The organism is Duganella sp. 1411 (assembly GCF_017833525.1).
In the GTDB taxonomy this organism is placed as follows: domain Bacteria; phylum Pseudomonadota; class Gammaproteobacteria; order Burkholderiales; family Burkholderiaceae_D; genus Rugamonas.
The window spans coordinates 617,859-640,997 of the sequence record NZ_JAFICD010000003.1 but is presented as its reverse complement, the minus strand read 5'-3'; the positions used below and the strand labels follow the sequence as shown (position 1 = coordinate 640,997).

20 protein-coding genes are annotated in these 23,139 nt (G+C 66.0%); 6 read left to right on the top strand and 14 right to left on the bottom strand.

Translation table 11 applies throughout. The features are described from left to right. Together JOD97_RS19985 and JOD97_RS19980 are read right to left on the bottom strand one after the other, a co-directional pair. Positions 1-1,137, bottom strand: a complete 1,137-nt coding sequence (locus JOD97_RS19985; protein ID WP_209722114.1) for an HD-GYP domain-containing protein — start codon at positions 1,135-1,137, stop codon at positions 1-3. Positions 1,138-1,243: 106 nt separating this feature from the next. After that, on the bottom strand, positions 1,244-2,686 hold the full coding sequence (locus JOD97_RS19980) for a dihydrolipoyl dehydrogenase (protein ID WP_209722112.1): 1,443 nt from the start codon (positions 2,684-2,686) through the stop codon (positions 1,244-1,246). A gap of 87 nt (positions 2,687-2,773) precedes the next feature. Here JOD97_RS19980 and JOD97_RS19975 point away from each other — a divergent pair, with 87 nt between their 5' ends. Further along, the gene (locus JOD97_RS19975; RefSeq protein WP_209722110.1) at positions 2,774-3,667 is read left to right on the top strand and encodes an ArgP/LysG family DNA-binding transcriptional regulator; all 894 of its coding nucleotides are present in this window, start codon (positions 2,774-2,776) and stop codon (positions 3,665-3,667) included. Positions 3,668-3,769: 102 nt separating this feature from the next. On the opposite strand, the gene JOD97_RS19970 is transcribed toward JOD97_RS19975, so the two are convergent. Together JOD97_RS19970 and hemE are read right to left on the bottom strand one after the other, a co-directional pair. Beyond that, positions 3,770-5,803: a primosomal protein N' gene (locus JOD97_RS19970; protein ID WP_209722107.1), complete on the bottom strand. Its 2,034-nt coding sequence runs from the start codon at positions 5,801-5,803 to the stop codon at positions 3,770-3,772. A 744-nt stretch (positions 5,804-6,547) separates the two neighbouring features. Then, entirely contained in the window at positions 6,548-7,642 is a 1,095-nt protein-coding gene (gene hemE, locus JOD97_RS19965; RefSeq protein WP_209722105.1) for a uroporphyrinogen decarboxylase, read from the bottom strand. A 139-nt stretch (positions 7,643-7,781) separates the two neighbouring features. On the opposite strand from hemE, the gene JOD97_RS19960 reads away from it, so the two are divergent. The 5 genes from JOD97_RS19960 to JOD97_RS19940 all read left to right on the top strand — a co-directional run bounded on the left by JOD97_RS19960 (position 7,782) and on the right by JOD97_RS19940 (position 17,390). Further along, positions 7,782-9,779, top strand: coding sequence for a S9 family peptidase (locus tag JOD97_RS19960; protein WP_209722104.1), 1,998 nt, complete (start codon positions 7,782-7,784; stop codon positions 9,777-9,779). A gap of 7 nt (positions 9,780-9,786) precedes the next feature. After that, the gene (locus tag JOD97_RS19955) at positions 9,787-13,950 is read left to right on the top strand and encodes a DEAD/DEAH box helicase (protein ID WP_209722101.1); all 4,164 of its coding nucleotides are present in this window, start codon (positions 9,787-9,789) and stop codon (positions 13,948-13,950) included. 100 nt (positions 13,951-14,050) lie between these two features. Then, the gene (locus JOD97_RS19950; RefSeq protein WP_209722099.1) at positions 14,051-14,509 is read left to right on the top strand and encodes a CBS domain-containing protein; all 459 of its coding nucleotides are present in this window, start codon (positions 14,051-14,053) and stop codon (positions 14,507-14,509) included. Between the two features lie 158 nt (positions 14,510-14,667). Beyond that, the gene (locus JOD97_RS19945) at positions 14,668-16,611 is read left to right on the top strand and encodes a DUF885 domain-containing protein (protein ID WP_209722097.1); all 1,944 of its coding nucleotides are present in this window, start codon (positions 14,668-14,670) and stop codon (positions 16,609-16,611) included. Between the two features lie 185 nt (positions 16,612-16,796). Next, on the top strand, positions 16,797-17,390 hold the full coding sequence (locus tag JOD97_RS19940) for a DUF1640 domain-containing protein (RefSeq protein ID WP_209722095.1): 594 nt from the start codon (positions 16,797-16,799) through the stop codon (positions 17,388-17,390). On the opposite strand, the gene tatC is transcribed toward JOD97_RS19940, so the two are convergent. From tatC to hisB, 10 genes are all read right to left on the bottom strand, one after another. Continuing rightward, positions 17,391-18,149: a twin-arginine translocase subunit TatC gene (gene tatC / locus JOD97_RS19935; protein ID WP_209722092.1), complete on the bottom strand. Its 759-nt coding sequence runs from the start codon at positions 18,147-18,149 to the stop codon at positions 17,391-17,393. Then, the gene (gene tatB, locus JOD97_RS19930) at positions 18,149-18,649 is read right to left on the bottom strand and encodes a Sec-independent protein translocase protein TatB (RefSeq protein WP_209722089.1); all 501 of its coding nucleotides are present in this window, start codon (positions 18,647-18,649) and stop codon (positions 18,149-18,151) included. The genes tatC and tatB overlap by 1 nt, the downstream gene beginning before the upstream one ends. A 55-nt stretch (positions 18,650-18,704) precedes the next feature. Further along, the gene (tatA, locus tag JOD97_RS19925) at positions 18,705-18,914 is read right to left on the bottom strand and encodes a Sec-independent protein translocase subunit TatA (RefSeq protein ID WP_209722086.1); all 210 of its coding nucleotides are present in this window, start codon (positions 18,912-18,914) and stop codon (positions 18,705-18,707) included. A gap of 118 nt (positions 18,915-19,032) precedes the next feature. Then, positions 19,033-19,404 (bottom strand): histidine triad nucleotide-binding protein, encoded by a 372-nt coding sequence (locus tag JOD97_RS19920; RefSeq protein WP_209722084.1) that lies wholly within the window; start codon positions 19,402-19,404, stop codon positions 19,033-19,035. Positions 19,405-19,474: 70 nt separating this feature from the next. Beyond that, entirely contained in the window at positions 19,475-19,819 is a 345-nt protein-coding gene (locus JOD97_RS19915) for a phosphoribosyl-ATP diphosphatase (RefSeq protein WP_209722081.1), read from the bottom strand. Beyond that, the gene (gene hisI / locus JOD97_RS19910) at positions 19,816-20,259 is read right to left on the bottom strand and encodes a phosphoribosyl-AMP cyclohydrolase (RefSeq protein WP_209722078.1); all 444 of its coding nucleotides are present in this window, start codon (positions 20,257-20,259) and stop codon (positions 19,816-19,818) included. The genes JOD97_RS19915 and hisI overlap by 4 nt, the downstream gene beginning before the upstream one ends. Before the next feature lie 19 nt (positions 20,260-20,278). Beyond that, a complete protein-coding gene (hisF, locus tag JOD97_RS19905; protein WP_209722075.1) occupies positions 20,279-21,040 on the bottom strand; it encodes an imidazole glycerol phosphate synthase subunit HisF in 762 nt (253 codons plus the stop codon). A gap of 7 nt (positions 21,041-21,047) precedes the next feature. Next, positions 21,048-21,836 carry a 1-(5-phosphoribosyl)-5-[(5-phosphoribosylamino)methylideneamino]imidazole-4-carboxamide isomerase gene (hisA, locus tag JOD97_RS19900; protein WP_209722071.1) on the bottom strand — a complete coding sequence of 263 codons (789 nt, stop codon included), beginning with the start codon at positions 21,834-21,836 and terminating at the stop codon, positions 21,048-21,050. Positions 21,837-21,881: 45 nt separating this feature from the next. Then, positions 21,882-22,520 (bottom strand): imidazole glycerol phosphate synthase subunit HisH, encoded by a 639-nt coding sequence (gene hisH / locus JOD97_RS19895; RefSeq protein ID WP_209722705.1) that lies wholly within the window; start codon positions 22,518-22,520, stop codon positions 21,882-21,884. A gap of 19 nt (positions 22,521-22,539) precedes the next feature. Next, positions 22,540-23,130 carry an imidazoleglycerol-phosphate dehydratase HisB gene (gene hisB, locus JOD97_RS19890; protein WP_209722068.1) on the bottom strand — a complete coding sequence of 197 codons (591 nt, stop codon included), beginning with the start codon at positions 23,128-23,130 and terminating at the stop codon, positions 22,540-22,542. Positions 23,131-23,139 lie beyond the last annotated feature (9 nt).

The following is a 23,139-nucleotide window of genomic DNA, read 5'->3' as shown; positions in this document are numbered from 1 at the left end:
TTAAACCGCCGCCGCCGGGCCCCAGATGCGCTCCATGCGCAGCGGCGGCCCGTTCAGCGCGGCCACCTGGGCATGGGTCAGCACCTCGCGGATCGCGTACACGCCGACCCGCGTATCGCGCTCCGGCGGCGGCTCCAGCGGCGCGCCGCGCGGGCCGAGCAGCGACACCACGTGCGGCGTGGTCGATTGCAGGCCGCGCCGCGCCACCACGGCGACCTCGCCATTGAGCAGGCGCACCCAGCTGCCGATCGGATAAATGCCCAGCGCGCGTATCAGCAGCGACGCCAGATTGGTGTGCAAGGTGGTCCGGGCCTCCAGCAGCATGTCGCGCAGCGCCGCGTTGGCCGCCATCGGCGGGCGGTAGCCGCGCTCCGACACGCGCGCGCAGTAGCGGTCGGCCATCGACACCAGCTTGGCCAGCGGCGGAATCTGCGCGCCGACCTTGCCGAACGGGTAACCGGTGCCGTCCTCGTTCTCGTGGTGGTGCAGCACGCAGTCGAGCCAGGCGTGGTCCGTGACGCCGGCCTGGCGCAGCAAGCGCTCACTGCGCTCCGGATGGGCCAGCATGCGGCCGCGCTCGGCCGCGTCGAACGGCGCGGCGCCGTCATGCCAGCGCTGGTGGTGCTCCAGCATGCCCAGGTTCATCGTCAGCGCGGCCAAAGTCACGGCCATGACGTCGGCCGGCGGGCGATCGCGCGCCAGCGCCAGCACGCGCGCGACGATGGCGGTGTTGATACAGTGGCGCAGCGGATACGGCGCCCCACGCTGGTGGTGCAGGATGCTGGCGGTGGCGATATCGACATTGAGCGAGATCGCGTCCCCCACCGTGGCCGCGATCCCTTCGAGCTTTCGGCGCGCGTCGGGCGGCGCCGCGCCCCCGGCGATGGCCGCCTGCAGCCCGTCCAGCGCCTGGCAGGCGCCGTCGAGCTTGCGCAGCACCGAAGCGGGTTCGGCCGATCCGGAAGACGCTTCGCTGTAGTCCTCGAAACTGCCGCACTCGATCAGATAGGCGATCTGGTTGGCGCTGGCGAGCATGTGTCCCTTACGTACCAGCAACGCGCCGCTGTTGCTGTAAACGTTCCACGGAATCGGCATTCCCAACTGTAAATCCGCCGCCGTGACCTTTCGTATCTTCATGTAATCTACAACAAATGTCGCAACTATCGAGATGGCAGCATACGGGTTCCTGCCGGAAATGTGTGACTTTTTTTGTATCGGTGTGTGACAATCCGCGCTGATGCGCTCATGGCGCCGGGGTGCAGTCGACGCAGGGGTCATCGTGCTTGGGCTCGTTCGCCAGCTGGTGCGCCAGGTCGCGCAGCGCCGTGCGCACGCCCTCCTCCACCACCGGATGGTAGAACGGCATGTCCAGCATGGCCGCCACGCTCAGTCCGGCCTGGGCGGCCCACGACAGCAGGTGGCCGACATGCTCGGCGCGCGGGCCGATCATCTCGGCGCCGAGGAAGCGGCCGCTGCGGAACTCGGCGTAGACGCGCAGCGTGCCCTTGTTTTGCAACATCACGCGGCTGCGGCCCTGGTTCTCGAACGACACCTGGCCAATCGCGAAGCGGCCCTTGTGCGAGGCGCACAACTCCCGGTGGCTGGCGCCGGCGGTGGCGATCTGCGGCTCGGTGAAGGCGATCGTCAGCGGCGTGCGGCGCAGGCCCGGCTTGACGTCCGGATAGCGCGCGGCGTTGTCGCCGGCGATGCGGCCCTGGTCGGCCGCCTCCGGCAGCTGCGGCCGCTCGTTGTCGGCGTCGCCGGCGATGAAGATCGGGCTGTCCTGGCATTGCATGGTGTACTTGTCGTACAGCGGGATGCCGTGGTGGTCGCGCTTGAGGCCGGTATGCTCCAGCCCCAGCTCGTGCACGTTCGGGCGCCGCCCCACGGCCGACAGCAGGTAGCTGAAGCGCTCGCTGCGCTGCTCGCCGTCCAGCCGCCTGCTGGTGACGACCAGCTGCTCGCCGTCCAGCGCCACGTCGGCCACCTTGGCGTTGTAGCGCACGTCGAGCTCGTCGCTCATGGCGCGCCGCGCCACCGCCAGCACCTCCGGGTCGCTCAGTTGGGCGATGCTCTCGGCGCGCGCGAACACGGTCACGCGCACGCCCAGCCGGTGCAGCGCCTGGCCCAGCTCCAGCCCGATGATGCCGGTGCCGGCGATGGCCACCGATTCCGGCAGCTCGTCCCAGTAGAACACGGCGTCGCTGCTGATGACGCGCGGGCCGGCCGCCGCCCACTCCTCCGGCACGATGGCGGTCGAGCCGGTGGCGATGACGAAGCGCTCGGCCTCGATCAGCGTGTGGTCGTCGACCTGCAAGGTGTGGGCGCCGACGAAGCGGGCGTGGCCGCGGATCTTGTCGGCGGCCGGATAGCCGTCGACCGCCTCGACGACGAAGCCGACAAACCGGTCGCGCTCGCTGCGCACGCGCGCCATGACGGCCTTGCCGTCGATCCGCACCGGCCCCGGATGGATGCCGAACGCCGGCGCCGCCGCCGCCGCGTGCGCCGCCTCGGCCGCCGCGATCAGCAGCTTGCTGGGCATGCAGCCGACGCGGGCGCAGGTGGTGCCGTAGGGGCCGCCCTCGATCAGCAGCGCCTTCCTGCCGCCGGCGGTGGCGGCGCGGTAGGCGGTCATGCCGGCGGTGCCGGCGCCGATCACGGCAACTTCAGTTTTGATAGTCTTCATGGGCGATCCGATTGGCTTTCTAATTTTACTTTGAGGCAAAAGAGCATTAGTATTACTTATTGTATTTCAATTTTATAAGTAATACTTATGGCTCCACTAGACTATCGCGCGCTGGCCGTGCTGGACGCTGTCGCCAGCCACGGCAGCTTCGAAAAGGCCGCCGTGGCGCTGGGCATCAGCCAATCGGCCGTCTCGCAGCGCATCAAGGCGCTCGAGGACGCCGCCGGCCGCCTGCTGATCGTGCGCGGCCAGCCGGCCGTGCCCACCGGACTGGGCCAGCGCCTGGTCACGCACCACCGCAACGTCAAACTGATGGAGGCGTCGCTCGATATCGATCTCGGCAACAAGGTTAGCATGCCGGAGATTTCCCTGGCGGTGGACGCCGCTAGCCTGGCCACCTGGTTCCCGCTGAGCCTGCAACCCTTGTTGTCGCCGCCGCGCTGCCAGCTCAACATCCAGCAGGCCGGGCGCGACCTGGCCCTGCATCTGGTGCGGGAGGGCAGCGTGTTCGGCAGCGTCGCCGCCGCCCAGCCGCCCGGCGAGCAGCCGGCCAACGGTCCGCAGGTCACGCCGCTGGGCACGATGCGCCACGTGTGCGTGGCGACGCCGGTGTTCGCCGGCCACTGGTTCGGCGACGGTTTTTCGGCCGACGCGGCGCGGCTGGCGCCGGCGGTGGTGTGCGACCGCGACATGATGGCCGGTTTCCTGCGCGAGGCGCTCGACATGGACGGCCCGTATCCGCACCATACGATGCCGCTGTCGCCGGCCAGCGGCGAGTGCATCCACGGCGGCTTGGCCTACGGGCTGATGCCGCTGTCGCAGGCGGCGCGGGCGCTGGCCGACGGCCGCCTGGTCGATCTGGCGCCGGGCCGGCAGGTCGACGTCGCGCTGAACTGGCACGCGTGGGCGCTCGACACGCCGTTCACGCGCGCGCTCAGCGAGCAGATCGTCGCCACCGCGCGGCGCGCCCTGCTGCAGTGAGGCGCGCCAACCCGCACTGCCAGCCGGGGACGTACCCCGCCGGGGTACGTCCCCTAAGTGGCGATGCTGGCGTCGAGGCACAAGGTAGCCGGGTTTAAACGCTTAGATATCGAGCGGATCGACCTCCAGCGACCATTTCACGCGGCTTTTCATCTCGCGCAGGGTCGCCAGCCACTCCTTCAGAAACGCCTGCAGCATCGGCCGCGACGCCGATTCGACCAGCAACTGCGCGCGGTCGACGTTGTGCACGCGGGTCATGCTCATCGGGATCGGATCGTTGATGGTGATGCCCGGATGCTCGACGCAATCGCGGGCGATGGTCAAAAACTCGATCGCGGTCGCCAGCTCGGGCGCCTCGGCCCGCAGCAGCGCCTGGAACAGATAGGGCGGCAGCGCGGCCTGCTCGCGCTCCTCCAGCAGCGCCGACGCGAAGTGGTCGTAATCGTGGTGCACCACCGCGCCGTACAGCGGATGCTGCGGATAGCGGGTCTGGATCAGCACCTCGCTGACGCTGCCGCCCTCGGTGCGCCCGGCGCGGCCGGCGCGCCCGGCCACCTGCATCAGCTGCGCGAACAGCCGCTCGCTGGCGCGGTAATCCTGCGAAAACAGCGCGGTGTCCGGATTGAGGATGCCGACCAGGGTCAGCCTCTTGAAGTCGTGGCCCTTGGCGACCATCTGCGTGCCGATCAGGATATCGACCTCGCCGCGGTGGACGGTGTCGAAGGCCTCCTGCGCGCTGCCCTTCTTGCGGGTCGAATCGGCGTCGATGCGCAGCACGCGCGCCTCCGGAAACAGCGCCTGCAGCCCCTCCTCGACGCGCTGGGTGCCGCGCCCCAGCGGTTGCAGGTCGACGTTGCCGCAGGTCGGGCAGTGGCGCGGGATGCGCAGCTCCAGGCTGCAATGGTGGCAGCGCAGCCGGTGCTCGGGGCGGTGCAGCACCATGAACGAGGTGCAGCGCGTGCATTCGCTGATCCAGCCGCACGATTCGCAGCAGATCACCGGCGCGTAGCCGCGGCGGTTGAGGAACAACAGCGATTGCTCGCCGCGCTCCATGCGCTGCTTGATGGCGGCGATCAGGCCCGCGGTCAGGCCGTCCTTCGGCTTGTCGCGCTCCATGTCGAGCAGCTTCACCTGCGGCAGCACCGCGTTCTTGACGGCGCGCTCGCGCAGTTCGAGCTTGCGGTAGCGGCCCGATTGCGCGTGGTGCCAGCTCTCGAGCGACGGCGTGGCCGAGCCGAGCACGATCGGAATGCCCAGCTGCCAGGCGCGCCACACGGCCAGGTCGCGCGCCGAATAGCGCAGCCCTTCCTGCTGCTTGTACGACGGGTCGTGCTCCTCGTCGATGACGATCAGCTTCAGGTTCGGCAGCGAGGCCAGGATCGCCAGCCGCGTGCCGAGCACGATGCGCGCCTTGCCCTGGTGCGCGGCCAGCCAGTGCAGCATGCGCTCGCCCTCGGACAGGCTGCTGTGCAGCGTCGCCAGCATCACGCCGGGGAAGCGCGCGCGGATATTACCCTCCAGCTGGGGCGTCAGGTTAATCTCGGGGACCAGGATCAGGATCTGGGCGTCCGCCTCGCGCGCCAGCACCTGGGCGCAGGCCTGCAGGTACACCTCGGTCTTGCCGCTGCCGGTCACGCCGTACAACAAGGTCGGGGTGAAGCCCGCCGCGCCGCCGATGGCGTCGGCGGCATGCTGCTGCGATGGATTGAGCGCCGGCATGTTGAGCGGCGTGCCGTCGTGCGGCGCGTCGAGCTTGGCCAACTTTTTGAGCGCCTTGTCCAGGGTCAGCGCGGTGGGCGCGCGCAGGTTCTTCGGCAATCCGGGCAAGGCCACCTCGCCCAGCGGACGCTGATAATAGTCGGCGGCGAAGCCGGCCAGCGCCAGCCACTGGGCCGACAGCGGCGCCAGTTGGCTACGGATCGCCAGCGCGTCCTTCAGTTTCCCGGCCGGCACGTCGGTGTCGGCGGCGACGCCGACGATCAGCCCCATCACCTCGCGCGGGCCGAACGGGACGAACGCCAGCTGGCCCACGCGCGGCTGTTCCGCCGCGTCGCAATACCAGCGGTAATCGAAAATGGCGTTCAACGGCGTATCGAGCGCCACTTGAAGAATGCAATGGTGAAAGAGGCCCTGCATAGTTCCAATCACATGAAAATCGGTGCCGCTGAAGTATCCACAGTTTTTGTGGATAACTTTGTGGACAAGAGAATCTTAATCGCCGGAAACGTATCACTTAACAGTTGGAAGCGACTGGAACGGGGCAAATATTAGAAATTTTTCCCGTTTAGAATCAAGCACTTAAAAAAACCCTCCTAGGAGACGCACAAAACCGTTTTTTTCTTCACAGCTGTGCATAAGTGAAGTATTTCGGATTAATTTTTAACGATTTCGGCGACTGCCCGGCGCTGTTTAATGGCCACCGGAAAGTACAACGTTCGGCCGATAACGACAAATTTTATACAGGGCGCGTCGATTCGGTTTGCGCGACGCTAACTTCGTTATCACGCACGCCACATTGCCTAAAAATCGTGCATTGCAACATAACCCTCATGCAAAACAACAACATTATGGCTAAGTCACGGTTTACTAAGTACTTTTATTTTTTATCCACAGTTTTTGTGGATAACTTTGTGGACAATGAAGAAATAAACTCGTGGAAGGCCGACTTATGGGTTTACAACCAGTACCCGCCCCTCTCTCGCAACCCTAAAATTACGCTTACAAATCAATGACTTGAAACAGGCTCCCCTGGGAAAAAAATAGTGCTGCCTGTTATTCTTGCACCAAAAAAAATTGTGCATAAGTCGGTTTGCTTTCCTGCGCGCACCAATGAAAAAGGGGCACGCCCCGTTGGAACGTGCCCCACGGGTTTGCGATGGATCAATACGCGCGCTGCGCCTTGCTGTAGGCGTGAACCGCCTCCACCATGGCCGCCACATTCTCCGGCGGCGTGAATTGGGAGATGCCGTGGCCCAAATTAAATACATGTCCATGGCCGTTTTCCGGCTTGCCGAAGGCGTCCAGCACTTTGTGCACCTCGGTGCGGATCTGATCGGGGCTGGCGAACAGGATCGCCGGGTCCAGATTGCCCTGCAGGCCGACCTTGTGGCCGACCAGTTTGCGCGCCTGCGTCAGGTTGACGGTCCAGTCCAGGCCGACCGCGTCGGCGCCGATGTCGGCGATCTGCTCGATCCAATGGCCGCCGCCCTTGGTGAAGACGATGGCGGGAATCTTGACGCCGTCCGGGTCTCCATCCCTGCGGCGTTTGAGCAGCGACACCACCTGCCGCATGTAATCGAGCGAAAACGCCTGGTAGGCGCCGTCGGCCAGCGCGCCGCCCCACGAATCGAAGATCATCACCGCCTGGGCGCCGGCGTCGATCTGGGCGTTCAGGTACTCGGCCACCGCCTTGGCGTTGATGGCCAGGATGTGGTGCATCAGGTCCGGACGGTTGTACAGCATCGTTTTGATGGTGTGGAACTCGCGCGAGCCCTGGCCCTCGACCATGTAGCAGGCCAGGGTCCACGGGCTGCCGGAAAAGCCGATCAGCGGCACGCGGCCGTTCAACTCGGTGCGGATCTGCGTGACCGCCTTGAATACATAGTCGAGCGAACCCAGTTCCGGCGCGCGCAGCGCCAGCACGTCGGCCTCGGTCTTGAGCGGCCGCTCGAACTTGGGGCCCTCGCCTTCGACGAAATACAGGCCCAGGCCCATGGCGTCGGGCACCGTCAGGATGTCCGAGAACAGGATGGCCGCGTCCAGCGGGAAGCGGTCCAGCGGCTGCAGCGTGACCTCGGTGGCGTAGTCGGGATTGGTGGCCAGGCCCATGAAGGAGCCGGCCTTCTGGCGCGTGGCGCGGTATTCCGGCAGGTAGCGCCCCGCCTGACGCATCAGCCATACCGGGGTGTGTTCGGTCGGCTGGCGCAACAACGCACGCAAGAAGGTGTCATTCTGAAGCGGAGCAAATTGTGGCATGAAAAGCAATCAAAAAGCGGGGAAAGGGCTATTATCGCACTCCGCGCCGATTTTTTTACACGGACGCTGGAAGATTGCGCGCCCTTTCTCTATCATCCTAGGTCCACCAACGCCCGTCCCATCGCCCCCCGGAGCCGCCATGACATCACCAGCACAGACCATCGCCGACTACGGCACCTGGCCATCGACCATCAGCGCCGCGCGCGTGGCCGCCGGCGCCACGCCGCTGTCGTCGCTGATGCTGGGCGGGGCCGACGGCGGCGATATCTTCTGGCTGGCCGGGCGCGCCGCCGAGGCGGGCCGCAACACGCTGCTGCGCCACCACGGCGCCGCCACCGACGAACTGACGCCGGCGCCGTTCAATGTCCGCAGCCGCGTGCACGAATACGGCGGCGGCGCCTACGCGGTCGACGGCGGCACGGTCTATTTTTCCCATTTCGCCGATAACCGCCTGCACCGGCTGGAAATCGGCGCCGACGACGAGGCCCTGCGCGCGCCGGTGGCGCTGACGGCGGCCGGCAAACAGCGCTTCGCCGATTTCGTGGTCGACCGGGCGCGCGCGCGGCTGATCGGCGTACGCGAGCTGCACGGCGAGGATGGCCATGGCGAGCCGTCCAACACGATTTGCGCGATCGGCACCGCCGACGGCGCGGAAACGGTGCTGGCGCAGGGCGCCGACTTCTATTCGTCGCCACGGCTGTCGCCGGACGGCCGCGCGCTGGCCTGGCTGACCTGGGACCACCCGCGCATGCCGTGGGAAGGCACCACCCTGTGGCTGGCGCAGTTCCAGGACGACGGCACGCTGGCGGCGCCGGTCCGCGTGGCCGGCGGCGCCGAGGAATCGATCTGCCAGCCGGAATGGTCGCCGGACGGCCTGCTGCACTTCGTCTCCGACCGCAGCGGGTGGTGGAACCTGTACCGCCAGTGCGCCGAACTGCGCATCGAGGCGCTGTGCCCGATGGAGGCGGAATTCGGCTCGCCCCACTGGACCTTCGGCAATTCGATGTACGGCTTCCGCTCGGCCTCCGAGATCGTCTGCACCTATATCGACAAGGGCGTGAGCCGGCTGGCGCGCTTGCTGCCGGCCAGCGGCAAGCTCGAACCGATCGCCAACCCTTACGAGGAAATCCGCGAACTGCGCGTGGCGCCCGGCTACATCGCCATGCTGGCGGGGGGGCCGTCGATCCCGCTGGAGCTGGCGCGCATCGACTTCACCGAGGAGGGCGTGGAAATCCTGGCGCAGTCGATCGCCGACCTGCCCGACGAGGACAACCTGTCGATCCCCACCAATATCAGCTACCCGAGCGCCAACGGCCGCACCGCGCACGCGTTCTTCTACGCGCCGCGCAACCGCGAGGTGCGCGCGCCGGAAGGCAGCAAGCCGCCGGTGATCGTCATCAGCCACGGCGGCCCGACCGGCATGACCGTCAACACGCTCAAGCTGGCGACCCAGTACTGGACTAGCCGCGGCTTCGGCGTGCTGGATGTGAACTACGGCGGCAGCACCGGTTTCGGCCGCGCCTACCGCGACCTGCTCAAGGGCCAGTGGGGTATCGTCGACGTCGAGGACTGCGTGGCCGGCGCCCGCGCGCTGGTCGAGCGCGGCCTGGCCGACAACGAGCGCCTGATCGTCCGCGGCGGCAGCGCCGGCGGCCTGACGACCTTGTGCGCGCTGACCTTCCACGATGTCTTCAAGGCCGGCGCCAGCTACTACGGCGTCTCCGACCTGCAAGGGCTGGACGACGACTCGCACAAGTTCGAATCGCGCTACACCTCCTACCTGATCGCGCCGCAGCCGGCGGCGCAAGCGCTGTACCAGGAGCGCTCGCCGATCAACCACACCGACAAGCTGGCGCGCCCGATGATCTTCTTCCAGGGCCTGGACGATAAGGTGGTGCCACCGCAGCAATCCGAGATGATGGTCGACGCGCTCAAGGCGCGCGGCGTGCCGGTGGCCTACGTGCCGCTGGAGGGCGAGGGCCACGGCTTCCGCAATGCCGAGAACATCGTGCGCACGCTGGAGGCGGAGCTGTACTTCTATCAGCGCGTTCTAAAGCTGAACCCCTTGAAGCTGAACCCCGGCCCGCACGATCCCTCGGCCCCGGCGCCGGTCCACATCGATAACCTGAAAGACTGATCCACGCATGGCCAACCCGAAGCTGCTTGCCGAATTCGACGCGCTCGAATTCAACGAAAAGATGATATTGGCGCTGCTCGCCCTGATCGGCGAGCCGGTCGGGCGCACCGCCATCCTCGATCATCTGAACAAGGCGCGCATCGAGGACCGGGACGGCCACCGCTACAGCGTCGGCACGCTGGACGAATCGATGCGCAAGCTGGAACGGCTGGCCTTCATCAGCGCCGTCACCGGGCGCGGCTTCGTCTGCAATCCCAAGCTGCGCTGGCCGGCCATGCGCGCCTCGATCGGCACCCACGCGCTGGACGACCTGTGCGAAGCCTACGACGAGCTGGTGCCGATGCGCCAGACCTGGAACAGCGTCGAGCCGCGCAGCTACCGCGCCGGCATGGCGCGCCTGCGCATGGGCCTTTTGCGCGGCCAGGCGCCGCAGCAGATCGAGCCAATCCTCGCCTTTTGCCTCGGCAGCTACGAGGCGGCGCAGCTGCACCCGATCATCGACATCTTCGGCCGCCCGTTCGAGCCGGGCATGCTGGCGCGCGTCCATCCACTGCTGCAGGACGACGTGCTGGCCGTGCTGCTGGAAAACGCCAGGCGCGAACTGCCGACGGTGTCGACGATCCGCGAATTCTGCGAGCAGCATCTGCAGCGCCGCCTGGCCGCCAAGGACGACATCGGCCCCGAGCTGCGCCTGGCGCTGGCGGAGGATGCCATCCTGTGCGGCCGCCTGGACGACGCCAAGCGCTATCTGGAACGCACCGGCGGCCCGCGCAGCCAGTTCCTGGCCAGCACCATCGTGCTGCTGCGCGGCGCCACCGGCGCGGCCCTGGCCGGCTACGAGGCGGCGCTCAAGCTGCTGCGGCGCGAAACCGGCAAGCGCAAGCACCTGTTCACCGGCATCGGCGCCTATTTGTACCTGCTGTCGATGCTGCGCAGCGAGGACCCCAAACAGCAAAAAGCGGCGGACGCCTACCTCGACATCGCGGTGCGCCTGCCGCCGAACTACGACGCCGCCATCCACCAGCAGATCGACATGCTGCGCCAGATCCGCGCCGGCACCATGCAAACCGACGTCGTCTCCGCGCTGCCGTGGGATCTCGGCCCGCAGACGCAGTTGTTCCAGTGCCTGCTGTATTTCTGGCTGTCGCTGCCGCAGCTGTCCGAGCGCCGCCTGGAATTGCAGGAGCTGTTCGAGAACGCCGAACGCGCCGGCTACCTGTTCATCGCGGCGCAGGCGGCCGCGCTGCTGGGCCACCTGGGCGACGTCGACCAGCAGCGCCACGCCAACGCCCTGCGCACGCGCCTCGGCATCCCCGATTTGACGGTGTGGTTCGAGCGCCAGGAAGCCTGGCAGCGCCAGTTGTCGGCGCTGATCAACCTGCAGCAGCCGGCGACGGCCGACACCACCGGCGCCTCGCGCCTGGTGTGGCAGCTGGCCTACGACAACCGCCACGGCCTGACCGACGTCGCGCCGGTGGAGCAAAAGCGCGATGCGCGCGGCTTGTGGAGCAAGGGCCGCGCGGTGGGCCTGAAGCGGCTGCGCTTCGAGCCCGAGCAGTTCGACTTCCTGACGCCGCAGGACATCCGCGTGTCGGAGGCGATTTCGGTGGCGCACCGCAGCTACCATTCCAGCGGCCTGGCCTACGAGATCGATCCGCAGCGCGCCGCCGTGTCGCTGATCGGCCACCCGCTGCTGTTCTGGGCCGACGCGCCCGACACGCGCGTGGAGATGCTGGCCGGCGAGCCGGAACTGCTGATCAAGAAAAGCCCGGGCAACCTGGAAATCCGCCTGCAGCCGCGCATCCCGGACGACAATTCCTCCGTCATCGTCAGCAAGGAGACGCCGACCCGCCTGCGCGTGGTCAACATCCTCGACGAGCACCGGCGCATCGCCGCCATCGTCGGCGACAGCCTGACGGTGCCGGCGCACGCCGAGCAGCAGGTGCTGCACGCGATCAGCTCCATCTCGTCCTTGGTGACGGTGCAGTCGGAGATCGGCGGCGCCGCGCCGGACATGCAGCAGGTGGAGGCCGACACGCGCCTGCACGTGCACCTGCTGCCTTACCAGCACGGCCTGAAGATGCAGATCCTGGTGCGGCCGCTGGCCAACGGCGCCTATTACGCGCCCGGCGCCGGCGCCGACAGCGTGATCGCCGACGTCGGCGGCAAGCCGGTGCAGGCGCGCCGCCAACTGATCGACGAACGCGACGCCGAGCGTGAGCTGATCGCCAAATGCCCGGTGCTGGAATCGGCCGAGCAGGATCACGGCGAGTGGCTGCTGGGCCAGCCGGCGCTGTGCCTGCAGCTGCTGGTGGAACTGCAGGAACTCAAGGCCGGCAGCATCGTCATCGCCTGGCCGGAGGGCGAGAAGTTCCGCGTCACCGCCAAGGTTGAGACCAAGCAGGTGCGCCTGGCCATCAAGAGCAACAAGGACTGGTTCGCCGCCAGCGGCGAGGTGCAGATCGACGAGGACAAGGTGCTGGACCTGCGCACCCTGCTCGAGCTGATGCAAAAGAACCAGAGCCGCTTCGTCGAACTGGGCGAGAACCGCTACCTGGCGCTGACCGAGGAACTGCACCGCCGGCTGCGCGAGGTGTCGGCCTACGGCGAGCTCACCGCCGACGGCGTGCGCCTGCATCCGCTGGCCGCGTTCGCGCTCGAGGAGCTGGCCGACGACGTCGGCGGCCTGAAGGCGGACAAGCTGTGGAAGGAGCACCTGCAGCGCATGGCGTCGCAGGCGGCGTTCGAGCCGCAGCTGCCCAGCACCTTGCAGGCCGAGTTGCGCGACTACCAGCTGGAGGGCTTCAACTGGCTGGCGCGCCTCGCGCACTGGGGCGTGGGCGCCTGCCTGGCCGACGATATGGGCTTGGGCAAAACCCTGCAGGCGATCGCGCTGATCCTGTCGCGCGCGCCGCGGGGGCCGACGCTGGTGATCGCGCCGACGTCCGTCTGCATGAACTGGATCAGCGAGGCGGCCCGCTTCGCGCCGACATTGAAGGTCAAGCTGTTCGGCGCCGGCGACCGCGCCGAGACCATGACCACGCTGCAGCCCTACGACGTGGTGGTGGCCAGCTACGGCCTGCTGCAGCTGGAATCGGCGCTGTTCGCCGGCGTCGAGTGGAACACCATCGTGCTGGACGAGGCGCAGGCGATCAAGAACGGCGCCACCAAGCGCTCGCAGGCCGTGATGGCGCTCAAGGGCGACTTCCGCATGATCGCCACCGGCACGCCGCTGGAGAACCACCTGGGCGAGTTGTGGAACCTGTTCCGCTTCATCAATCCGGGTCTGCTGGGCAGCATCGAGCAGTTCAACCTGCGCTTCGCCGCGCCGATCGAAAAGCCGCAGGACCACCGCGCCGAACTGGGCGCGCGCAACCGCCTGCGGCGCCTGATCCAGCCGTTCATGCTGCGCCGGACCAAGGCCCAGGTGCTGACCGAGCTGCCGTCGCGCACCGAGATCACGCTGGAGGTCGACCTGTCGAAGGAGGAGACGGCGCTGTACGAGTCGCTGCGCCGCGCCGCGCTGGAAAACCTGGCCGCCGTCGAAGGCCCGGCCGAGAAGAAATCGATCCAGATCCTGGCCGAGATCATGCGGCTGCGGCGCGCCTGCTGCAATCCGAACCTGATCGCGCCGGAGCTGGGCCTGGCCAGCAGCAAGCTGGCCGCGTTCGCGCACCTGCTCGAGGGACTGCTGGAGAACCGCCACAAGGTGCTGGTGTTCAGCCAGTTCGTCGACCACCTGTCGTTGATCCGCGCCCACCTGGACGCCAACGACATCAGCTATCAATACCTGGACGGCTCGACCTCGATGGCCGACCGCAAAAAACGCGTGGACGCGTTCCAGGCCGGCATCGGCGACGTCTTCCTGATCAGCCTGAAGGCGGGCGGGGTCGGCATCAACCTGACCGCCGCCGACTACGTGATCCACATGGACCCGTGGTGGAACCCGGCGGTGGAGGACCAGGCCTCGGACCGCGCCCACCGCATGGGCCAGCTGCGCCCGGTGACCATCTACCGGCTGGTGGCGCGCCACACCATCGAGGAGGGCATCGTCGACCTGCACCAGCACAAGCGCGACCTGGCCGACAGCCTGCTCGAGGGCAGCGACGTGTCGGGCCGCATGTCGGCCGGCGAAATGCTCGACATGCTGCAGGAAGGGTTGAAGAAATAGCGGTACGCCAAAGCACGCGGCGCGCCGTGAACTTTGCCGCGCGGGTCCCGTCTTACTCGCATGGCGCCGTCCGGCGCCACGTCTTGTAAGGGGAACCACGATGAAAACCATTGCAGAAGTCATGAGCCGGGACGTCACCAGCGTCTCGCCCGACGACACGATACGGCAGGCCGCCGAGATGATGGACGATCTCGACGTCGGCGCCCTGCCCGTCACCGAAGGCAACCGCCTGATCGGCATGATCACCGACCGCGACATCACGATCCGCGCCACCGCCGCCGGCCTCGGCCCCGAGGAGACGCTGGTGACCGAGGTGATGACCGAGGATATCTGCCACTGCTACGAGGACCAGCGCGTCGACGAGGTGATGCAGGACATGCGCGACATCCAGATCCGCCGCGTGCCGGTGGTCAGCCGCGACCAGCACACGCTGATCGGCATCGTCTCGCTGGCCGACCTGGCCGATCCGGACGCCGGCACCGATCCCGGGGAGACCGCCGGCACGCTGCGCGATATCTCGTCGCCGGGCGGCATGGGGCAATCGTCCCCGCGGCCTTAGCGGGCCGGGAAATTTGCCCGATTCGCCTGTTTTGTCTTGTATTGAACGCTCTCAAGCGGGCCGATTAGTGATAATCTCCAACGCTTCGACTTGGCCCGCTTGCCGCGGCGTGACGTGGACACGCGTGCCTTGTCAAAATCAACACAAGGCTGCAGACGATGATCAAGACAAAAATTGCACTGGCTGTGGTGATGGCGGCGATCGCCTTCGCTCCGGCCGGCGCGGCGACCACGAAGAAGGCCGCCAGCACCAGCACTAAAACCAAGGGCGCCAAAAGCGCCAAGAGCACCCACAGCGGCAAAAACAGCAAGACGACCCCAAATGGCGGCAAGCATGGCGCCAAGCACGGCGGCAAAGGCAAGGCCGCCGTCGCGGCCACGGCGGCAACGGCGGTGGTCGCCGCCCGGCCCGTCGTCGCGGCCGTGTCCGCGCGGCGCCAGGACCGCTCGTTCGACGCCCTCAGCAACCAGTTCCTCAACGCGCTGTGGCGCATCGATTCGGAAAGCGCGATCTACGCCGGCAAGTACGACACCGCCGCCACGCTGACCATCCCGGACCCGGCCACGCACACCAGGGAGCTGGCCTTCATCGACGACTGGAAGCAGCGCTTCGGCAAGGTCGACGCCGCCCAGCTGTCGCCCAAGCAGCGCACCGATCTGGCGCTGCTGATGAACAAGCTCGACGCCGACCGCTTCCAGCTGACCACCCTGCGCGAATTCGAATGGAACCCGGCCAGCTACAACGTCGCCGGTCCGCTCGACCTGATCCTGACGACCGAATACGCGGCCCAGCCGCAGCGCCTGCGCACCTTGCTCAAGCGCATCGCCGGCATTCCGGCCTATTACGAGGCGGCGCGCAACAACATCGTCAACCCGACCCGCGAACACACGCGCCTGGCGATCAAGCAGGCGCCCGGCGTGCAGACCGTGCTGACCGAGATCGACAAGGCGGCGCAGGCGTCGATCCTGACGCCGATCGAGAAGCAGCAGTTCACGCAGCGCGTCAACGCGGCGCTGACGGCGGTCGACGGCTATGTGGCCTTCCTGACCGAGATGGACAAGCTGATGGACACCAAGGGCCGCCGCACCTTCCGCATCGGCAAGGCCATGTATGAGCAGAAGTTCGCCTACGACATCCAGTCCGGCAGCACCGCCGAACAAACCTACCAGAAGGCGCTGGCCGCGCGCGAAGAACTGTTGGCCAATATGGAGCGCTTGTCCGACGAGATGTGGGACAAGTATCTGGCCGGCGTGGCCAAGCCGGCCGACCGCTACGCCAAGATCGGCATGATGATCGACAAGCTGTCGGCCAACCACGTGCGGCGCGAGGATTTCGTCAACGAGATCAAGCGCCAGATCCCGGTGCTGCAGGATTGGGTGATCAGCAAGAACCTGCTGACCCTGGACCGCAACAAACCGCTGGAAGTGCGCGCGACGCCGGCCTATCAGGCGGGCGTGGCCGGCGCCAGCATCGACGCGCCGGGACCGTACCGGCCGCAGGACCGCACCTACTACAACGTCACGCCGCTCGACGGCGCGACGGCGGAGGCGGCCGAGAGCAGCCTGCGCGAGTACAACCACTGGATACTGCAGATCCTCAACATCCACGAGGCGATTCCGGGCCATTACGCGCAGCTGGTGTACGCCAACAAATCGCCGTCCATCGTCAAGTCGATCTTCGGCAATGGCGCGATGGTGGAGGGCTGGGCGGTCTACGGCGAGCGCATGATGCTCGAATCGGGCTACGGCGACAATGCGCCGGAGATGTGGCTGATGTATTCGAAGTGGAACCTGCGCAGCGTGACCAACACCATCCTCGACTACAGCGTGCACGTGCTGGGCATGACGGAGGAACAGGCGCTCGATCTGCTGACGCGCCAAGCCTTCCAGACGCGCAGCGAGGCGGTCGAGAAGTGGCACCGGGTGCAGGTGTCGTCGGTGCAGCTGACCAGCTATTTCAGCGGCTACAGCGAGATCATGGAGTTGCGCGAGGAGCGCAAGAAGGCCTTGGGCGACAAGTTCGACCTGAAGGAATTCCACGAGCAATTCCTCAGCTACGGCAGCGCGCCGGTACGCGTGATCAAAGGCTTGATGGCGAAGTAGTCGCGAAGTAGTCGCGCGATATCGATGCAAACGGCGGGGCGCCGGCGGAGACGTCGGCGCCCCGTTTCGTTCAGCCGCCCATTGGCGCGCTTGCGGGTTCGCAAAGGGCTGGACCGAGGATTCGATACGATGGTCGCTTGGCCCATGGCGGGCCGGTTCTGCTACGATAAAAGCCGGGAGTGATCATGACCATGCCGATCAAATTCGATACCCTTGAGTACGCCAGAAAGTTGGTGGAAGCCGGCATCCCGGCCGACCAGGCCGATGCCCATGCGCAGGCGCTCAGCGACGCGCTGGCCACGGCGAGCGTCACGCCGGCCGAGTTGGTGCTGGTGAGAAGCGAGCTATTGGCGAGAATGGATATGCTGAAGAGCGAGGTGTATTCGCGCATCGACTTGCTGAAGAGCGAAATTTATGGACGACTCGATCTTTTGAAAAGCGAAATCGATGCGCGATTCGACCTCTTCAAAAGCGAAATCGATGCGCGGTTTGATCGTTTCCAAGGCGAAATCGATGCGCGATTCGCGAATGTTGATTCTCGATTCGCCAACATCGAGGCGCGCTTGGCCAACATCGAGGCGCGATTGGCCGACTTGGAGGCGCGCTTCGCCGACTTCGAAGCGCGATTCGCCGTCTTCAAGACCGAGCTTTACGCGTATATCGACGCCCGCCTCGAATCCAAACTGCGCCCGCTGCGCTGGCTGCTTGGCGTCGCGCTGGTGGCGCAGCTGGCCACGCTCGGGCTGGTCGGCGTGCTGTTGGCCCGCCTGCCGATCTGATCAGGACTGCTTCTCTTCCGGCGCGGTCGACATGCGCACGAACATTGGCGCCACCAGCAAGCCCAGCTCGAACAGCAGGCACATCGGAATCGCCAGCGAGAACATGCTGACCGCGTCCGGCGGCGTGACGATGGCGGCCACCACAAACGCGCCGACGATGGCGTAGGGGCGGATCTCCTTGAGCTTGGCCACGGTCACCAGCCCCATGCGCACCAGGATCACCACCACCACCGGCACCTCGAAGGTGGCGCCAAAGGCCAGGCACATCGACATGACGAAATCGAGATAGTTTTCGATATCGGGCGTGACCGCGATCGACTGCGGCGAAAACTCGGCGATGAACTGGAACACCCGGCCGAACACCAGGAAGTAGCAGAACGCCACGCCCGACATGAACAGCACCGACGACGAAATGACCAGCGGCGCGATCAGGCGCTTCTCGTGCGCGTACAGGCCGGGCGCGACAAACGCCCACAGCTGGTACAGCACCCACGGCAGCGCCAGGATGATGGAGATCACCAGGGTGACCTTCATCGGCACCAGGAACGGCGAGATGACGCCGGTGGCGATCATCTTCGAGCCCACCGGCAGCGAAGCGATCATCGGCCGCGCGATGAAATCGTAGATCTGCGACGGCCCCGGCCAGATCATCAGCGCCAGGCACACCAGCGCGATGCCGATCGACGCCTTGACCAGGCGGTCGCGCAGTTCGATCAGGTGAGAAATGAAGGTCTCTTCGCCGGCGTTCGGTGTAGTCATCAGTAGAAACTAGCGTTGGTGTTGCCGCGTGGACGGAAACGGGCGACGCGCGCGGCGCCGGAGGTGACATGCAGCTTGCCGCCGTGGCGCTGCTTGTACCAGGCGGGAATGGCGGAGCTGCGCACCACTTTCTTGCGGCGGAACTCGCGCGCCTTGCGCGCCAGGTCTTCGGTGCTGACGCTGCCGTAGGAGGACGTGTCCGGCGACGCGGCCGGCGTGTCGTGCCAGGCGTTCTCGACTTCGGAGATGTTCTGCGAAATCGAGTTTTCCACATCGCTCTTGATGGTCTGGGCCGCGTCCTGCACCGTCTTGTGCAGGTTTTTCAGCTCCTCCAGCTCGATTTCGCGCGAGACTTCGGATTTGACGTCGTTCAGATAGCGCTGGGCGCGCCCGTACAGGGTCCCGGCCATGCGCGCCACGCGCGGCAGCTTTTCGGGACCGATGACGATCAGCGCCACCACGCCGATCACCGCAAGTTTGGTAAGACCGAGATCGATCATAGGATATGCGCGTCAGCAGGCCGGGCCCGAGGGGAGCTCGGGAACCCGGACCGGCTTACAGCTTGTTTTTCTCTTTGGCGTCGACGTCGATGGTGCCCGGCGCGGCCGGCGTGGCGGGCTTGTCTTCGTCGCCCTTGACGCCATCCTTGAAGCCCTTGACGGCCTTGCCGATGTCGGAACCCATGTTGCCCAGTTTTTTGGTGCCGAACACCAGCATCACGATGACCAGCACGATCAGCCAGTGCCAAATACTAAATGAACCCATCATATTCCCCTTGCAAGGCGCGTGCGCCCAGATTATCCGTTGATACAAGAACCGCCTGCGACAGTATAAGCGAAGCGCCGCCCGTCATGTGGATGTCATGTGGCAAGCGATATAAGCGTCAGCGCTGGCCGCGCCACGGATGCGGGCCGCCGATGACGTGCAAATGCAGATGGTACACCTCCTGCCCGCCGTCCGGCCCACTATTGACCAGCGTCTTGTAACCGCCGCCGGGCGCGCCATCGGCATCATAGCTGACCGCGCAGCCGAATTCCTCTGCCAGACGGGGGGCGAGCGCCAGCATCTTGCCCAGCAGCGGCGCCTCGTTGGCGCTGCAATCGGACAAGGTCGAGATGTGCTTCTTCGGAATCACCAGCAAATGCACGGGCGCGGCCGGGTTGATATCCTTGAACGCGAGCAACTCGTCATCCTCGTACACGGCGGTCGACGGGATTTTCTTTTCGGCTATCTTGCAAAACAGGCAGTTTTCCACAGCGGCTCCATCAATGGTCGTATTTTCCGGCGTATTGTTCCGGCGTGTAGTTCCGGCGTGTAGTTCCGGCTCATTCCTTGCGCGCGGCTTTTTCGGCGATGCCGGAGACGCCCTCGCGGCGCGCCAGCTCGTCGAGCACCTGCCGCGGCGTCAGATCGAACTGGGCCAGCAGCACCAGCGTATGGAACCACAAGTCGGCCACTTCGTACAAGACCTTGTCGCCGCCGCCGCCGGCGTGGCGGGCGTCCTTGGCGGCCATGACGGTCTCGGTGGCCTCCTCGCCGATTTTTTTCAGGATGGCGTCGTCGCCCTTGGCGAACAGCTTGGCCACGTAGGAGGTGGCGGGGTCGCCGCCGTTGGCCGGCTTGCGTGACTCGATCAGCGCGGCCAGGCGGTCCAGTTGTGTGTCGCTCATGGGGTCTTCTTCGGTTTGGCCGCGTAAATGTCGGCCGGGTCTTTGAGCACCGGCTCGCTGTTCTGCCAGTCGCCGTCGAGCGCGTCGCCCTCGAACTTCTGGAAGAAGCACGAATGCCGGCCCGTGTGGCAGGCGATGCCGCCGGCCTGCTCGATCTTGAGCAGCACCACGTCCTCGTCGCAGTCGAGGCGGATCTCCAGCACCTTTTGCGTGTGGCCGGACTCCTCGCCCTTGTGCCACAGTTTTTTGCGCGAGCGGCTCCAGTACACCGCCTCGCCCAGTTCGACCGTCTTGGCCAGGGCCTCGCGGTTCATCCACGCGAACATCAGCACATCGTTGCTGCCGGCTTCCTGGGCGATGACCGGCACCAGGCCGTTCTCGTCCCATTGAATTTTTTTCAGCCATTTGGCCTTGGCGAGGCTGCTCGGGGTGGTCGACATCGTGCTATCCAGTGATCAATTAAACCAGGCGCATCGGAATGCCCTGTTGTGCCATGAAACGTTTGGCTTCCTGCACCGTGTGCTGGCCGTAGTGGAAGATGCTGGCCGCCAGCACCGCGTCGGCCTTGCCCAGCTTGACGCCGTCGGCCAGGTCCTGCAGGCCGCCGACGCCGCCCGAGGCGATCACCGGAATGCCGATGGCGTCGGACACGCCGCGCGTCAGGCCCAGGTCGAAGCCGGACTTGGTGCCGTCGCGGTCCATGCTGGTGAGCAGGATCTCGCCGGCGCCCAGCTGTTCCATTTTAACCGCCCATTCGATGGCGTCGATGCCGGTGGCCTTGCGCCCGCCGTGGGTGAACACCTCCCACTTGCCGGGCGCGACCTGCTTGGCGTCGATCGCCACCACGATGCACTGCGAGCCGTACTTTTGCGAGGTGTCGAACACCAGCTGCGGATTGGCCACGGCCGACGAGTTCATGCTGACCTTGTCGGCGCCGGCGTTGAGCAGGCGGCGCACGTCGGCCACCTCGCGCACGCCGCCGCCGACGGTCAGCGGAATGAACACCTGCGAGGCCACGGCCTCGATGATGTCGAGGATCAGGCCGCGGTTGTCGCTGGTGGCGGTGATGTCGAGGAAGGTCAGTTCGTCGGCGCCCTGCTCGTCGTAGCGGCGCGCGATCTCGACCGGGTCGCCGGCGTCGCGCAGCTCGGTGAAGTTGACGCCTTTGACGACGCGGCCGTCGGTCACGTCGAGGCAGGGAATGATGCGTTTAGCGAGCATGGCAGCCTTATTCTTCCTCGTCGTCGATGAGGTCGCCGCTGAGCTCGTCGGCGCGCAGCTGCGCCGAGGCCAGGTCGATCGTGCCCTCGTAGATCGAGCGGCCGCAGATGACGCCCTCGATGCCCTCGTCCTGCACCGCGCACAGCGCTTCGACGTCGGCCAGGTTGTGCAGGCCGCCGGAGGCGATGACGGGGATCTTGACCGCCTGCGCCAGCTTGACGGTGGCGTCGATGTTGACGCCGCCCATCATGCCGTCGCGGCCGATGTCGGTGTAGATGATCGACTCGACGCCGTAGGCCTCGAATTTTTTCGCCAGGTCGATCACCTCGTGGCCGGACATCTTGCTCCAGCCGTCGGTGGCGACCTTGCCGTCCTTGGCGTCGAGGCCGACGATGATGTGGCCCGGGAAGGCGCCGCAGGCGTCGTGCAGGAAGCCCGGCTCCTTGACGGCGGCCGTGCCGATGATGACGTAGCTGATGCCGGCGTCGAGGTAGCGCTCGATGGTGTCGAGGTCGCGGATGCCGCCGCCCAGCTGGACCGGGATCTCGTCGAGGTCGTTTTCCTCGGCGTACTCCTGCACCACTTTCAGGATCGCCTTGACGGCGCCCTCGTTCTTCGGCTTGCCCGCGAAGGCGCCGTTCAGATCGACCAGGTGCAGGCGGCGCGCGCCCTGCTTGAGCCAGTGCAGAGCCATGTCGGCCGGATCTTCGGAAAATACGGTGGCGAGTTCCATATCGCCTTGTTTCAAGCGAACGCAGTGACCGTCTTTGAGGTCGATGGCAGGAATGAGCAGCATGATGGTTTAAGTGTGAGAAGGTGAGAGGGAACGATCAATCGGCGATCAAGGATTCCAGTGAACGAAGTTCTTGTACAACTGCAGTCCGGTCGCGGCGCTTTTCTCCGGATGGAACTGTGTGGCAAAAATATTATCACGGGCGACGGCGCAGCTGAACGGCGCACCGTAGACGGTGGTGCCGACGGTGTGCGCGCCGTGCTCCGGCTGGGCGAAATAGCTGTGCACGAAATAGAAATAGCTGTTGTCGGCGATGTCCCGCCACATCGGGTGAGACGCGTTTTGCTGGACTTGGTTCCAGCCCATCTGCGGCACCTTGAAGCGCGAACCGTCCTCTTGCAGCTGGCCGTCGAGCTGGAAGCGCACCACCTTGCCCGGCAGCAGGCCCAGGCCGGCGGCGCCGCCCTCCTCGCTGACGTCGAACAGCATCTGCTCGCCGATGCACACGCCCATCAGCGGCTTGGTGCGGGCGGCCGCCATCAGCGCCTCCTGCACGCCCGATTCGCGCAGGCTGCGCATGCAATCGGGCATCGCGCCCTGGCCCGGCAGCACGATGCGGTCGGCGCTCTCGATGTCGGCCACTTCGCCGGAAATGAGCACGTTGGCGTCGGGCGCGACGGCGCGCAGCGCTTGCGCGACCGAGCGCAGATTACCCATACCGTAATCAACTACGACAATTTTTTTCATCATCTTGGTGTGTTGGCTGTTACAGGCTGCCCTTGGTCGACGGGATGGTGCCGGCGGCGCGCGGGTCCAGCTCGGACGCCATGCGCAGCGCGCGGCCGAAGGCCTTGAACACGGTTTCGCACTGGTGGTGGGCGTTGGTGCCGCGCAGGTTGTCGATGTGCAAGGTCACCAGCGCGTGGTTGACGAAGCCGCGGAAAAATTCCAAGGTCAGGTCGACGTCGAAGGTGCCGATCATCGCGCGCGTGAACGGGATGTGGTATTCGATGCCCGGCCGGCCCGAGAAATCGAGCACCACGCGCGACAGCGCCTCGTCCAGCGGCACGTAGGAGTGGCCGTAGCGGACGATGCCCTTGCGGTCGCCGATGGCCTTGGCCACGGCCATGCCCAGGGTGATACCGACGTCCTCGACCGTGTGGTGGTTGTCGATGTGGATGTCGCCGGTGGCCTCGACGTCGAGGTCGAACAGGCCGTGGCGGGCGATCTGGTCCAGCATATGGTCGAGGAAGGGCACGCCGGTGTTCAGCTTTTGCTTGCCGGTGCCGTCAAGGTTGATGGCAACGCGGACCTGCGTCTCGTTGGTGTTGCGGATGATTTCTGCGGTGCGGTTCATGAAGGGCTC